The sequence below is a fragment of the Phytohabitans maris genome (genome assembly GCF_031085175.1).
Lineage (GTDB): Bacteria > Actinomycetota > Actinomycetes > Mycobacteriales > Micromonosporaceae > Phytohabitans > Phytohabitans maris.
Genome location: NZ_JAVHUY010000005.1, coordinates 119571 through 133147, shown reverse-complemented (window position 1 = coordinate 133147; position 13577 = coordinate 119571). Strand labels below are relative to the sequence as shown.

At 73.3% G+C, this 13577-nt stretch carries 11 protein-coding genes; 4 read left to right on the top strand and 7 right to left on the bottom strand.

The annotated features are described in order from the left end of the window. The first annotated feature begins 74 nt into the window (after positions 1 to 74). Positions 75 to 1259 carry an MFS transporter gene (locus RB614_RS06905; RefSeq protein ID WP_308711523.1) on the top strand — a complete coding sequence of 395 codons (1185 nt, stop codon included), beginning with the start codon at positions 75 to 77 and terminating at the stop codon, positions 1257 to 1259. Positions 1260 to 1655: 396 nt separating this feature from the next. Here RB614_RS06905 and RB614_RS06900 read toward each other — a convergent pair whose 3' ends face one another. Continuing rightward, a complete protein-coding gene (locus RB614_RS06900; RefSeq protein WP_308711522.1) occupies positions 1656 to 2300 on the bottom strand; it encodes an acVLRF1 family peptidyl-tRNA hydrolase in 645 nt (214 codons plus the stop codon). A gap of 28 nt (positions 2301 to 2328) precedes the next feature. Here RB614_RS06900 and RB614_RS06895 point away from each other — a divergent pair, with 28 nt between their 5' ends. Continuing rightward, positions 2329 to 3003, top strand: coding sequence for a DNA alkylation repair protein (locus tag RB614_RS06895; RefSeq protein WP_308711521.1), 675 nt, complete (start codon positions 2329 to 2331; stop codon positions 3001 to 3003). Positions 3004 to 3064: 61 nt separating this feature from the next. Continuing rightward, the gene (locus tag RB614_RS06890; protein ID WP_308711520.1) at positions 3065 to 6238 is read left to right on the top strand and encodes a penicillin acylase family protein; all 3174 of its coding nucleotides are present in this window, start codon (positions 3065 to 3067) and stop codon (positions 6236 to 6238) included. On the opposite strand, the gene RB614_RS06885 is transcribed toward RB614_RS06890, so the two are convergent. Next, positions 6230 to 6856, bottom strand: coding sequence for a LysE family transporter (locus RB614_RS06885; protein WP_308711519.1), 627 nt, complete (start codon positions 6854 to 6856; stop codon positions 6230 to 6232). The genes RB614_RS06890 and RB614_RS06885 overlap by 9 nt on opposite strands. Before the next feature lie 417 nt (positions 6857 to 7273). Between RB614_RS06885 and RB614_RS06880 the strand changes: the two genes are divergently transcribed. After that, positions 7274 to 10222, top strand: coding sequence for an AfsR/SARP family transcriptional regulator (locus RB614_RS06880; protein ID WP_308711518.1), 2949 nt, complete (start codon positions 7274 to 7276; stop codon positions 10220 to 10222). Positions 10223 to 10274: 52 nt separating this feature from the next. Here RB614_RS06880 and RB614_RS06875 read toward each other — a convergent pair whose 3' ends face one another. Genes RB614_RS06875 through RB614_RS06855 form a run of 5 tightly spaced genes read right to left on the bottom strand, consistent with a single transcriptional unit; the run spans position 10275 to position 13576 of the window. Continuing rightward, the gene (locus tag RB614_RS06875) at positions 10275 to 10709 is read right to left on the bottom strand and encodes a metal-sulfur cluster assembly factor (RefSeq protein ID WP_428982951.1); all 435 of its coding nucleotides are present in this window, start codon (positions 10707 to 10709) and stop codon (positions 10275 to 10277) included. Continuing rightward, positions 10684 to 11175: a Fe-S cluster assembly sulfur transfer protein SufU gene (gene sufU / locus RB614_RS06870; protein WP_308711517.1), complete on the bottom strand. Its 492-nt coding sequence runs from the start codon at positions 11173 to 11175 to the stop codon at positions 10684 to 10686. Before sufU ends, RB614_RS06875 begins: the two co-directional genes overlap by 26 nt. Further along, a complete protein-coding gene (locus tag RB614_RS06865; protein ID WP_308711516.1) occupies positions 11175 to 12467 on the bottom strand; it encodes a cysteine desulfurase in 1293 nt (430 codons plus the stop codon). Before RB614_RS06865 ends, sufU begins: the two co-directional genes overlap by 1 nt. Before the next feature lie 9 nt (positions 12468 to 12476). After that, positions 12477 to 13250, bottom strand: a complete 774-nt coding sequence (sufC, locus tag RB614_RS06860) for a Fe-S cluster assembly ATPase SufC (RefSeq protein WP_308711515.1) — start codon at positions 13248 to 13250, stop codon at positions 12477 to 12479. Continuing rightward, positions 13247 to 13576, bottom strand: a complete 330-nt coding sequence (locus tag RB614_RS06855) for a non-heme iron oxygenase ferredoxin subunit (protein ID WP_308711642.1) — start codon at positions 13574 to 13576, stop codon at positions 13247 to 13249. The genes sufC and RB614_RS06855 overlap by 4 nt, the downstream gene beginning before the upstream one ends. Position 13577: the final 1 nt, after the last annotated feature.

Genomic DNA, 13577 nt, shown 5'->3' with positions numbered 1-13577 from the left:
GACCCGGACACGTCCCCGCTCGCGCCCGGCTCCGGTCTCGTCGACGGCCGGTTCCTCAGTGGACCGTCAGCGGCATGACGCGGCACACCCGGCTGCTGCAGTTCACCGCGCTCGCCAGCACACTCGACCGGTTCGCGATGCCGCCCATGCTGCTGGCCATCTCGCATGACCTCGGCGTCCCGGTGGCCGGGGTGGCCAGCGCGGCCGGCGCCTACTTCCTCGCGTACGGCCTGATGCAGCCCGTCTGGGGCCTCCTCGGCAGCCGGCTCGGCGTGGTCCGGTCACTCCGGCTCGCCGTACTCCTGGCGGCGCTGACCACCGCGGGCACCGCGCTGGCCACGGACGCCGCGTCGCTCGTGGCCTTCCGCCTGGTCGCCGGCGCCGGCTTCAGCGCGGCCGTGCCCGCCGCGCTCTTCTACGCCGGCGCCACCGCGGCGCCGGGGCGCCGCCACCGCGACATCACCGGCCTGATGGCCGGTGTCGCCCTCGGCACAGCCGCGGCGACGGCGGGTGCGGGGGCCTTGGCCGCCACGGTCGGCTGGCGGTCCGCGTTCCTTTTCACGGGTACGACGGCCCTGGTCGCCTGTCTGGTGCTGAGTCGGCTGCCCGAGCTGCCGGCCCCGCGTGCGGCCGCCGACGGCATCTTCGCCCCGCTCCGCGCGGTGCTCCGCTCCGGTCCCGCCCGCACGCTCCTGCTGCTGGCCACTGTGGAGGGTGGCATTCTGCTGGGCGTGCTGACGTTCCTGCCGGCGGCGGTGGGTGCCACCGGCAGCGGCGCGGCGCTGGCCGGCGGCGTCACCGCGGCGTACGGCGTTGCCGTGCTCATCTGCGCCCCGATCGTCGGCCGCCTCCAGCAGCGGGTGCCCGCCGCCGCCCTCATCGCGGCCGGCGCCGCCCTGGCCGCGATCGGCTGCGTGGTGGCCGCGTTCACCGCGACGCCGGTCGCCGGCGCGTTCGTCTGCCTGCTGATCGGCGCGGCCTGGGCCTCGATGCACTCCACGATGCAGACCTGGGCCACCGAGGTGGTGCCGGAGGCCGGGCTGACGGCCGTGTCGCTGTTCGCCGGCGCGCTCTTCACCGGCAGTGCGCTCGCCGCGGTGGCCGGCGGCCCGCCGGTGGAGGCGGGCCGGTTCGGGCTGGTGTTCGGTGTCGCGGCCGCACTGCTGCTGCCACTCGGTGTGGCCGGCGCGACGGCTCGGGCCCGGTGGCGGCCGCCCGTGGCCGTGCCGTCGCCCGTTCGTGGGAGGGACGGAGCGTGACGGGCTCTTACCCGGCTACCGGCCCAACCCGATCGCGCGCCGCCCGTTCGGCCAGCGTCGGCCTGGTGATCCCGACCTGACCAACCCGCTCTTCCCACCGATCGCCCGCGGCGTCGAGGACGTGCCGCGGCCGGTGGGCTACAGCGCCCGCGGGTGGTCGGGATCGACGCGGTCCGTCGCCACACGGGCGCCGGGCTGCCGCCCCGCTCGCGGGAGCGGCTGAGGTGGCTCGCGCAGGGCACGCTGGCGTGGGTGGCAGGTCTTGGCTGATCGACATCGTCACGCGCAAGAGATCGTGGTACTTGGCTGCCCCCCGAGGGGCACTGAAATACCACGATCGCCTCTGCGGGCGCGCGACGGGTGTCTGAGGGCGTCCTGGTCGGGGAGTGCCAGGGACTACGGCGGAGGGAGGTGGATGGAGACGGCGCGGGCGGCGCGGATCGCGTCCACAAGTACGGCGTGGCGAGGGTCGGGGACCTGGAGGTGGCGTTCGGCGCGGAGGGCGGCGAGCGGGGCCAGGCGCCGGTCGGTGAGGATCGTGTCGACCGTGCGGCGGTCGCCGCCGCAGACCAGGGCGGCCAGCGTCGCCTCGGCCGGGAGCAGCACCCGCGCGGCCAGGTCGGCGGCGTCGCCGGCGGCGGCCTTCGCCTGGTTTTCCCGGCGGCGGGCGAAGCGCTGCTGCGACCAGCCGCCCGCCGCGGTGCGGCTCTGCACGTAGCTGGTGTCCACCTTGGACGCCTCGATCCGGTCGCCGAGCGCGATCCCCACCGCCACCGCACCTTTGCGGGCCAGCAGCAGTCCCAGCCGGTGCGGCGTAAGCGAGGCGGCCACGAAGGAGGGCAGGTCGGTGTAGCCGGTCACGCCGGGTGGGGCATGGATCTCGGCCACCGCGCCGTCCGGGGCCCGCAGTGCGACGCCGACGTCGGAGACCACCGGCTCCGCCGGGCCGTGGCGGGCCGCGAAGCCCTCGACCCACCTCGCCAGGCGCTCGGGGTCGACGTCGACCCAGCGCCCGCCGCCCGCGGCCGGTCGACTGCCCATGGGCCCGACGGTACGGCATGATCAGGCTATGACGCCGCTCGCCACCGCGGTCCTGGGCCGCCTGACCCGGGTGTACGGCGGTGCCCGCGACCCGGATCGCGGGCCGGCGATGGCGGCGTACATGCGGGACCAGTTCCCGTTCCTCGGCATCCAGGCGCCGGTGCAGCGGGTGCTCGCGCGGGAGGTGCTCGACGGGCTGCCCCGCCCGAGCGAAGACGATCTGCGGGACGTGGCCGAAGCGTGCTGGGCCCTGCCGGAGCGGGAGTACCAGTACTTCGCCTGCGGCCTGCTGCGCCGGCACGCGCGGGCGTGCTCGGCCGGGTTTCTGGAGACCGCCCGCTTCCTCGCCGTGACCAAGCCGTGGTGGGACACAGTGGACATCCTCGCCGCGCACCTGGTCGGGGCGCTCGTCTCCGCGCATCCGGCGCTGGTGTCCACGATGGACGAGTGGGTGGCCGACAAGGACAAGTGGCTGGTGCGTACGGCGATCCTGCACCAGCTGCGCTACAAGGAGCGGACGGACGCGGAGCGGCTCTTCCGGTACTGCACGCGGCAGGCCGGCCACACCGACTTCTTCGTGCGCAAGGCGATCGGCTGGGCGCTGCGCGAGTACGCGAAGACGGAACCGGCGGCAGTCCGGACATATGTGGCGGGTCACCGGCTGGCCCCGCTCTCGGCCCGAGAGGCATTGAAGAACCTCTAGGCACGGCACCGCTTGGCAAGTTACCATCCGGTACACGAATGTTCCTCACATATTAACAGTCATGAGGATCGCCATGCGCAGACCCGCCTCCCTCCCGGTCCTCGCCGCGGCGCTGCTCACCGCGACGACCGCCCTCATCGTCCCCGCGCGAACCACCGCCGAAGCCGCGCAAGCGCAGGCCGCCGCCGTCCTGGCGGCCAACGACTACTGCCTGGAGCAGTGCTCCGACATCCTCCCGCCCGGCCAGAACGGCAACGCCACGCTCGTCGAGATCCTCGCCCACCAGGCGCTCGGCACCCGCCCCGCGCACTCGGCGGACCAGATCGACGAGTACGCCAACCTCGTCTACAACTACGCCGGGCTCACCGACGGCCAGATCGGCAGCTACTTCAACAACGCCTCGTTCGGCGTCCCGGCCGGGCAGGTCGAGCGCACGTACCAGCCGCGCGCCGACGTGACCGTGGTGCGGGACAAGGCGACCGGCACGCCGCACATCACCGGCACGACCCGGTCCGGCACGATGTTCGGGGCCGGGTACGCCGGTGCCGAGGACCGCCTCTTCACCATGGACCTGCTGCGGCACGTCGGGCGGGGCACGCTCACCCCGTTCGCCGGCGGCGCGCCCGGCAACCGCGCGCTGGAGCAGAGCGTCTGGCGCAACTCGCCGTACACCGAGGCCGACCTCCAGGCCCAGGTCGCCGCGCTGCGCCAGCAGGGGTCGCGGGGCGAGCAGCTCCACTCGGACGTCGAGGCGTACATCGCCGGCGTCAACGCCTACATCTCCGCGTGCATGGCCGGCCGCAACTGCCCCGGCGAGTACGTGCTCACCGGCCACCTCGACGCGATCACCAACGAGGGCGGGCCGGAGCCCTTCACGATGACCGACCTCATCGCCATCGCCGGCGTCGTCGGCGGGCTCTTCGGCGGTGGCGGCGGCAGCGAGATGCAGTCCGCGCTGGTCCGCATCGCCGCACGCGCCAAGTACGGCCCGACCGAGGGCGACGCGGTGTGGCGGGCGTTCCGCTCGCAGAACGACCCGGAGACCGTGCTGACCCTCCACGACGGGCAGAGCTTCCCGTACGGCTCGGCGCCGGACGACGCGCCCAGCGTGGTGATGCCGGACGCCGGCTCGGTCCAGCCTGAGCCGGTGATCAGGGACCAGACCGGGTCGGCGACGGACGGCGCGGTCGCGCTCTCCGAGCTGTCCATCGGCGCGGCCCACCGCGGCATGTCGAACGCGGTCGTCATCTCCGGCCAGCACACCACCTCGGGCCACCCGGTGGCGGTCTTCGGGCCGCAGACCGGCTACTTCTCCCCGCAGCTGCTGCTCATGCAGGAGCTGCAGGGGCCCGGAATCAGCGCGCGGGGGGTCGCGTTCGCCGGGGTCAGCCTCTACGTGCTGCTCGGCCGGGGCCAGGACTACGCGTGGAGCGCCACGTCGTCCATCCAGGACATCACCGACACGTACGCGCTGCCGCTGTGCACGACCGACGGCACGGCCCCGACGCTCGCCAGCAACCGGTACCTCCACCAGGGACAGTGCAAGGCGATGGAGGAGCTGTCGCACGTCAACTCCTGGAACCCCACCGTCGCCGACGGCACGCCCGCCGGCTCGTACCGCATCGTCGCCTGGCGCACCGCGCTCGGCCTGGTCGCCTGGCGGGGCACGGTGGACGGGCAGCCGTACGCGTTCGCCCAGCGCCGCTCCACGTACGGCCGGGAGGCGCACTCGGCGATCGGCTTCCAGATCTTCAACGACCCGGCGGCGATGGGCAGCGCCAGTGCCTTCGCCGCCGCGGCGTCCAACGTGGAGTACGCGTTCAACTGGTTCTACGTCAACTCGACCCAGTCGGCGTACTTCAACTCGGGGCGCAACCCGGTGCGGGCGGCCGGCTCCAACCCCAACCTGCCGATGGCCGCGCAGTACGAGTGGACCGGCTTCGCTCCGGCCGCCGCGCACCCGCAGTCGATCGGCCAGGACTACTACGTCTCCTGGAACAACAAGCAGGCCCGCGACTTCGGGGCGGCGGACGGCAACTTCAGCTTCGGCTCGGTGCACCGGGGCGAACTGCTGGACACGCCGGTGAAGGCCGCGCTGGGCGCCGGTCAAAAGCTGGACCGGGCCGCCGTCGTACGCATCGTGGAGAACGCGGCCACAGTGGACCTGCGCGGCAAGGAGGTGCTCGACGACCTGATCCGGGTCATCGAGAGCCAGCCGGTCACCGACGCCACGCTCGCCTCCACCGTGACCCAGCTGAAAGCCTGGCAGCAGGCCGGCGCCACCCGTAAGGAGACCTCGGCCGGCTCGAAGGCGTACCAGCACGGGGCCGCGATCCGGGTCTTCGACGCGTGGTGGCCGCTGCTCGTGAGCGGACAGTTCAAGCCCGGCCTCGGCCCCGACCTGTACCAGTCGCTGGTCAACGCCATCCAGATCAACGAGTCGCCCTCCGGCCACCAGACCGGTGAGACGTCCAGCTTCCCCGGATCGGCGAACGAGGCGCAGCCGCACAAGGGCTCCGCCTTCCAGTACGGCTGGTGGGGCTATGTGGACAAGGACATCCGTCGGGTGCTCGGCGAGCCGGTGCAGGGTGGGCTCGGCCGGGCGTACTGCGGCAACGGCGACCTGGCCGCCTGCCGCACGGTGCTGCTCGACACGCTGCGGGCCGCCGCCGCCCAGCCAGCGTCCACTGTGTACCCCGGTGACGACCACTGCTCGGCCGGCGACCAGTGGTGCGCCGACGCGATCGTGCACTCACCGCTCGGCGGCATCACCTCGCCGATCATCGCCTGGCAGAACCGGCCGACGTACCAGCAGGTGGTGTCGTTTCCGGCCGGGCGCGGGCAGGACATCGGCAACCTGGCCGCGGGGCGCCCGGCGACCGCGACCGGCACGCAGTCGCCGCACGTGGCGGCCCGGGCGTTCGACGGCGACCCGGGCAGCCGGTGGGCCAGCTCGTGGACCGACAACCAGTCGCTGACCGTCGACTTAGGATCGGCTCGTACCGTGGGGCGGGTGATCCTCCGGTGGGAGGCGGCGCACGCGTCGTCGTACCGCATCGAGACCTCGACCGACGGGACGAGCTGGACCACGGCGTGGTCAACCGCCGCCGGCAACGGCGGCACCGACAACGACGCCTTCACCCCGACCACCGCGCGCTACGTGCGGATGGTCGGCGTCCGCCGGGCCACCTCCTACGGCTATTCCCTGTACGAGATGGAGGTCTACTCAGGATAGGGCGGTGCCCGCCGCCAGGGCGACGATCAGCGCGCTCGACACGAGGGCGGTTGCCAGCCGGCCACGCGGCCCGGTCAGCAGCCGCCCGACGAGCGTGCCGCTGCCCGCGATGACGAGTTGCCAGCTCGCCGACGCCAGGAACGCGCCCGCCACGAAGAGCGCCTCTCCCCCGGCGCTCAGGCTCTCCGCCGCCTGCCGGCCGAGCACGAGCGCTCCGAAGTAGACGATCGTCATCGGGTTGAGGAGGGTGAGCCCCAGCAGCCCCGCGTACGCCCGTACCGGCGAGGCGAGACCGGCGTCCGAGCGGGCCGCGCGGGCCGGGTCGCGGTGGTGCCGGACGGCGGTGTACGCGGTGCGCGCCGCCAGCCCGAGCAGCACGGCCACGGCCACCCAGCGCAGGGGCGCGGCGGCCGGCTCGATCACGCCGGCGAGGGCCGCGCCGCCGACCACCGCGGCGAGCGCGTACAGCCCGTCGGCGGTGGCCACGCCCAGGGCCGCGGCGGCACCGACCCGGAACGAGGTACGCGCCGCCAGCCCCATGATCAGGATCGCGATCGCGCCGACCGGGACGGCCACGCCGTAGCCGGCGACCACCCCGTCGACGAACGCGCCGGTCACGATCGTGGGTGCGGGATCGCAGCCGGCGACCCGCCACGCTGCTGTCGCGTGCCGGCGAGGGCGGCGGCGACAGGGACGCGGAAGGTCTTCGACTCGATCACGCCGCCAGTCTGCGTCACCCGTACCGCCGGGACGAATGATTTTTTTGTTGACGGTTGAACCATCTGGCGCCGGGCGCGTGGATCCGGTCGAGGGGTGGGGCGACGGAGCGGGGTAGGCAATGAGCGGGAGTCGCGAGGCTACGGACCTTGAGGCCAGCGGCGGACGAGCGCCGAGCGACGGAGCGGGGTAGGCAATGAGCGGGAGTCGCGAGGCTACGGACCTTGAGGCCAGCGGCGGACGAGCGCCGAGCGACGGAGCGGGGTAGGCAATGAGCGGGAGTCGCGAGGCTACGCCGAGCGACGGAGCGGGGTAGGTATGGTCACGTTCCGCATTCTCGGTCCGCTGGAGGTGGAGGGGGCGGAGGGCCGGACCGTGCCGCTCACCGCGACCAAGCCGCGCACCCTGCTCGCCCTGCTGCTGCTCCACGCCAACCGGCCGGTCGGGGTCAGCACGCTCACCGACGCGCTGTGGCCGCTCAAGCCGCCCCGGACGGCCGCCGGCGCGCTCCGCACCCACGTCTCCAGCCTGCGCACCTCGCTGGGGCTGACCGGGCTGACCGCGCGCCCGCCCGGATACCAGCTCCAGGTCGACCCGTACGACCTGGACGTGCTCCTCTTCGACCGGCTCGCCGGCGAGGGGCACCGCGCGGCGGCCCGCGGCGACCTGGCCGGCGCGGCCGACCGGTGGGAGCGGGCGCTCGGCCTGTGGCGCGGCCGGCCGCTCGACGGGCTGGAGCTCGGCGCCGCGGCCGAGTCCACATTGGCCGACATCGCCGAGCGGCGGCTCACCCTGCTGGAGCACTGGGCCCAGGCGCGGCTCACACTCGGCGAGCACGCCGGTACGCTGCCCGCGCTCGCCGCGGCCGCCGCCGAGCAGCCGCTCCGCGAACGGCTGCACGAGCTGGCGATGCTCGCGCTCTACCGGTCCGGGCGGCAGGCCGAGGCGCTGGAGACGTTTCGCCAGCTGCGCCGGCGGCTCGTGGCCGACCTCGGCGTCGAGCCCGGCCAGGCGCTGCAACGGCTCCAGCGCCAGATCCTCTCCGCCGACCCGGCACTCGACCCGCCCGGCGAGCCCGGTGCCGTACGCGCGGGACCGCCGGCGCCCCGGCAGCTGCCGCCGGACATCGCCGCGTTCACCGGGCGGCACCGCGAGGTCACCACCGCCCGGGCCCGCCTCGCCATCTCCCCGCTGCGCCCCGCGCCGCTGGTCGCCATCTCCGGGCCGGGCGGCGTCGGCAAGTCCGCCCTCGCCGTGTACCTGGCGCACCGGCTCGCGCACCGCTTCCCGGACGGGCAGCTCTACGTCGACCTGCAGGGCGCCACCGCCGGACTGCGCCCGCTGCCGCCGCTGGAGGTACTCGGCCGGTTCCTGCGCGCCCTCGGCGCCCGCGACTCGGACATCACCACGGTGGACGAAGCGAGCGCCGCGTTCCGGGCGGTCGCGGCGGGGCGCCGGCTGCTCGTCCTGCTGGACAACGCGCAGGACGCCGAGCAGGTCCGCCCGCTGCTGCCGGCCGGCCCGCACACCGCGGTACTGCTCACCAGCCGCCCGATACTGTCCACCCTGGACAACGCGGCACACCTCCACCTCGACGTGCTCTCGCCGGTCGACGCGATGCTGCTGCTGAGCCGCCTCGCCGGCGCCGACCGGGTGGCCGCCGACCCGGGCGGCGCGCAGCGGGTGGCCACCTGGTGCGGCTGCCTCCCGCTGGCGCTGCGGATCGCCGGCGCACGGCTCGCCGCCCGCCCTTCGTGGCCGGTACGGGAGCTGGCCGAGCGCCTCTCCGACACCCGCCGCCGGCTGGACGAGCTGAGCATCGGCGAGCTGGGCGTGCGCTCCAGTTTCCAGGTCAGCTACGAACTGCTGCACGACGGCGCGGAGGCGGACGACCGGGCGGCCGCACGGGCGTTCCCGCTGATCGCCCTCCCCGACGCGGCCGACCTGAGCGTGCCGGCCGCCGCCGCGCTGCTCGACCTGCCGCCCGCCGCGGCCGAGCGGATCCTCGACCGGCTGGTCGACTCCCAGCTGCTGGCCTGCCCGGCGCCGGGTCGCTTCCGGCTGCACGACCTGCTGCGGCTCTTCGGCAGGTCACTGGCCACATCGGACACTGGCGCGCTGGTCCGGCTCCTGCGCTGGTACTCGGCCACGGCGTGGCAGGCGTACCGGCGGCTGCGCCCCGCCGACGGGCGGCCGGCGACCGCCGGGGAGTGGGCGGAGGGCGGGACATCGTTCTCCGATGTGGACGGTGCCCTCGACTGGCTGGAGTCCGAGCGGGCCAACCTCCTGGCCGCCGTACACCAGGTCGCGGAAACCCCGGCACTGCCGGCCGCCGCCGCGACCAGCCTGGCCCGCGCGCTGTTCGCGTTCTTCCACGTGCGCGGCTACCTCAACGACTGGGTCGAGGTCAACGAGGTGGCCCGCGCCGTCGCCCGCCGGGCCGGCGACCCGATCGCCGAGGCGCACGCCAACCGCGACCTGGGCGCGGCGTTCGAGGTGCGCGGCGAGTACCAGAAGGCGCTCGGCTGCCTGCGCGAGGCCCTCGACCGGTACGCGGCCGCGGGCGACCGGGCCGGCGAGGCGGCCTGCCTCAACGGGCTCGGCACCGTGTACGACAGCCTCGGCCGGCTCGCCGAGGCCGCCGAGGCGCTGGAGCGGAGCCTCGCCATCGTCCGCGGCCAGGGCGACCGGCACGCCCAGGCGATCAGCCTCAACAACCTCGGTGACGTCTACTGTGGACTCGGGTCGTACGACCGGGCTGCGGCGAGCCTGCGCGAGGCGCTCGCCATCTTCCGCGACAACGGCAACCGGCGCAGCCAGGCCGCCGCGCTCAACAACCTGGCCCAGGTGCACGAGCGGGAGGGCCGGTACCCGGAGGCGCAGGCCTGCTACGAGGAGAGCTACGCGATGTTCGTCGACCTGGGCGTCTCCATTGGACAGGCGACCGTGCTGGCCCAACTGGGCCGGGTGCACCGGCTCCGGGGCCGGCACGGCGAGGCGCTGGAGCGGCTCGGCACCGCGCTGGAGCTGGCCGAGAAGATAGACGAGCGGCGCAGCGCGGCGGTCTGCCTCCGCGAGCTGGGCACGACCCACGCCGAGCTGGGCGACCCGGCGGCGGCGCGGGCGGCGTGGGTGCGGGCGCTGGCGGTCTTCGAGGCGCTCGGCGTGCGCGAGGCCGACGAGGTCCGCGCTGACCTCGCCACGGCCGGGGCAGGTAACGCGACCGGGATCACCCACCTCGCACCACGAGCGACGCCGGGCGGCTGACATCGGGCTGACCGATTCCCCACGGCGGCGCCCCGTTTCATACGTCGGTGGGTCAGACGTTGAAGCCGAGCGCCCGCAGCTGGTCGCGACCCTCGTCGGTGATCTTGTCCGGGCCCCACGGCGGGAGCCAGACCCAGTTGATCCGGAAGTCCTTCACCAGGCCGCCGCCGGGGCCGCTGAGCAGCGCCGACCTCGTCTGGTCCTCGATCACGTCGGTCAGCGGGCAGGCGGCCGACGTCAGGGTCATGTCGAGGGTGGCGACGTTTTCGTCGTCGATGTGGATGCCGTAGACGAGGCCGAGGTCGACGACGTTGATGCCCAGCTCGGGGTCGACGACGTCCTTCATCGCCTCTTCCACGTCCGCGACCGCGGTGTTGGCAGTGGCGTCACTCATCGCCGTCCTCGCTTCGCCGCAGGCGACGACGAGGCTCCAAACGCACGGAGCCCGATGGTTCGCTCGCTCATGATCCCTGCACCTCCGAAGCAGCGGCCGACGGAGAAGAACCGGCAACGCCGGCTCGCACCGCGGCGTCCTTGAACGCCATCCACGGTAGCAACGCGCACTTCACGCGGGCCGGGTAGCGGGCCACGCCGGCGAAGGCGATGCCGTCGCCGAGGAGCTCCTCGTCCGGCGTCACCTGGCCGCGGCCGCCCATCAGCTCCACGAAGCCGTCCATGATTTTGAACGCCTGCCCGGCGTGCTGGCCGCGCAGCAGCTCGTGCAGCACGCTCGCCGAGGCCTGGCTGATCGAGCAGCCCATGCCGTCGTACGACACGTCGGCCAGCACGTCGCCATCGGCCGCGACCCGGATGGTCACCTCGTCACCGCAGGTCGGGTTGACGTGGTGCGCCTCGCCCACGGACGAGCCCGTCACCGGCTCGCGCAGGCCGCGGCCGTGCGGATGTTTGTAGTGGTCCAGGATGATCTCCTGGTACAGCTGCTCGAACTCCATCAGCCGAACACCTTCCGCACCTGCTCGAGGCCGCGCACCAGCGCGTCGACCTCGTCGGTCGTCGTATAGAGGTAGAACGACGCGCGGGTCATCGCCGGCACGCCGTACCGCACACAAAGCGGGCGGGCGCAGTGGTGACCCACCCGGACCTCCACCCCGACCGAGTCGAGGATCTGTCCCACGTCGTGCGGGTGTACCCCGTCGAGCCCGAACGAGATCGTGCCGCCCCGGCCCACCGGCGTGGTGGGGCCGAAGATCCGCAGTCCGGGCACGGTGCCGAGCGCGTCCAGCGCGTACGCCGCGAGCTCCTTCTCGTGCCAGCGGATGGCCTCCATGCCGATGCCGGTGAGGTAGTCGACGGCCGCGCCCAGCCCCACGGCCTCGGCGATCGGCGGGGTGCCCGCCTCGAACCGGGCCGGCGGCGCCGCGAACGTCGACCGCTCCATCGTGACCGTCTCGATCATCGAGCCGCCACCGAGCACGGGCGGCATCTGCTCCAGCAGCTCGTACCGCCCCCAGAGCACGCCGATGCCGGTGGGACCGCACATCTTGTGCCCGGTGAACGCCAGGAAGTCGGCGCCCAGGTCGGCCACGTCGACCGGGATGTGCGGCACGCCCTGGGAGGCGTCGAGCAGCACCAGCGCGCCCACCTCGTGCGCCCGCGCGGTGATCGCCGAGGTGGGGTTGACGGTGCCGAGCACGTTGGAGACCAGCGCGTACGACACGAGCTTGGTGCGCTCGTTGACCAGCTCGTCGAGGTCTTCCAGGTCGAGGCGGCCGGCGTCGGTCACCTTGAACCACCGCAGCGTCGCACCGGTGCGCTCGCAGAGCAGCTGCCACGGCACGATGTTGGAGTGGTGCTCCATCTCGGAGATCACGATCTCGTCGCCCGGGCCGAGCGCGAGGCGCGAGGCGGCCGGCGAGTTGGAGATCGCGTACGCCACGAGGTTGATCGCCTCGGTGGCGTTCTTGACGAAGACGATCTCCTCGGGGCTGGCGGCGTTGACGAAGCGGGCGACCTTGGCGCGGGCCCCCTCGTACGCCTCGGTCGCCTCGGTGCCGACCTGGTGCACCGAACGGGCGACGTTGGCGTTGTGGTGCTCGAAGTGCTCCCGCATCGCGTCGATCACCTGGCGCGGCTTCTGCGACGTGTTGCCGCTGTCCAGGTAGACCATCGGGTGGCCGTTGACCTCCCGACCCAGGATCGGGAAGTCGGCGCGCACCTTCTCCACGTCGAAGCGGGGCACGTCGCCGTACTGCGGCATGCCCTCCGGGATCGTGATGGTGGTCATCGGTACCTCTCAGGCCGAGGCCGGTCCGGCCCCTGCCAGGTAGCGCTCGTAGCCCTCGGCTTCGAGCTTTTCGGCGAGCTCGGGCCCGCCCTCCTCGACGATCCGCCCGGCCACGAAGACGTGCACGAAGTCGGGCTGGATGTAGCGGAGGATGCGGGTGTAGTGGGTGATCAGCAGCAGGCCGGTCTCGCCGGTGGCGCGGACCCGGTTGACGCCCTCGCTCACCACGCGCAGCGCGTCGATGTCGAGGCCGGAGTCGGTCTCGTCCAGCACCGCCACCTTCGGCTTGAGCAGCTCCAACTGGACGATCTCGTGGCGCTTCTTCTCGCCGCCGGAGAAGCCCTCGTTGACGTTGCGCTGGGCGAAGGCCGGATCCATGTGCAGCCGCTCCATCGCGCCGCGCAGCTCGCCGGCCCAGGTGCGCAGCTTGGGCGCCTCGCCGTCGACCGCGGTCTTGGCGGTACGCAGGAAGTTGGCCACCGAGACGCCGGGGACCTCTACCGGGTACTGCATCGCGAGGAAGAGGCCGGCGCGGGCCCGCTCGTCGACGGTCATCGAGAGCACGTCGACGCCGTCGAGGGTGACCGAGCCGCTGGTGACCTGGTACTTGGGGTGGCCGGCGATCGAGTACGCCAGGGTGGACTTGCCCGAGCCGTTCGGCCCCATGATCGCGTGCGTCTCGCCCGCCTTCACGGTCAGGTTGACGCCCGCCAGAATAGGCTTCAGCTCCCCCTCGGGCAGCTTGACCGACACCTGCAGGTCACGGATCTCCAGGGTGCTCATGACGGCTGTACTCCATTGCTAGGCGTGAGCGATACGTAGACGTCGCCGTCGCGGACCTCGACGGGGAAGACCGGGACGGGCTCGGTGGCCGGCAGGCCGGTCGGCTCGCCGGTGCGCAGGTCGAAGCGGGAGCCGTGCAGCCAGCACTCCAGCGTGCAGCCGTCGACCTCGCCCTCCGACAGCGGCACCTCGGCGTGCGAGCACACGTCGTGGATGGCGTAGAAGTTGTCGTCTTCGGCGTGCACCACGGCGATCTCGGTGCCGTCGACGTCGGCGGCGACCGAGGTGCCCTTGGGGACGTCCTCCACCGAACAGACCTTGATCAAG

Coding starts and splice junctions, on each gene's coding strand:
- RB614_RS06905 (WP_308711523.1), top strand. CDS start 75: ATGACGCGGCACACCCGGCTGCTGCAGTTCACCGCGCTCGCCAGCACA.
- RB614_RS06900 (WP_308711522.1), bottom strand. CDS start 2,300: ATGGGCAGTCGACCGGCCGCGGGCGGCGGGCGCTGGGTCGACGTCGAC.
- RB614_RS06895 (WP_308711521.1), top strand. CDS start 2,329: ATGACGCCGCTCGCCACCGCGGTCCTGGGCCGCCTGACCCGGGTGTAC.
- RB614_RS06890 (WP_308711520.1), top strand. CDS start 3,065: ATGAGGATCGCCATGCGCAGACCCGCCTCCCTCCCGGTCCTCGCCGCG.
- RB614_RS06880 (WP_308711518.1), top strand. CDS start 7,274: ATGGTCACGTTCCGCATTCTCGGTCCGCTGGAGGTGGAGGGGGCGGAG.
- sufU (WP_308711517.1), bottom strand. CDS start 11,175: ATGGAGTTCGAGCAGCTGTACCAGGAGATCATCCTGGACCACTACAAA.
- RB614_RS06865 (WP_308711516.1), bottom strand. CDS start 12,467: ATGACCACCATCACGATCCCGGAGGGCATGCCGCAGTACGGCGACGTG.
- sufC (WP_308711515.1), bottom strand. CDS start 13,250: ATGAGCACCCTGGAGATCCGTGACCTGCAGGTGTCGGTCAAGCTGCCC.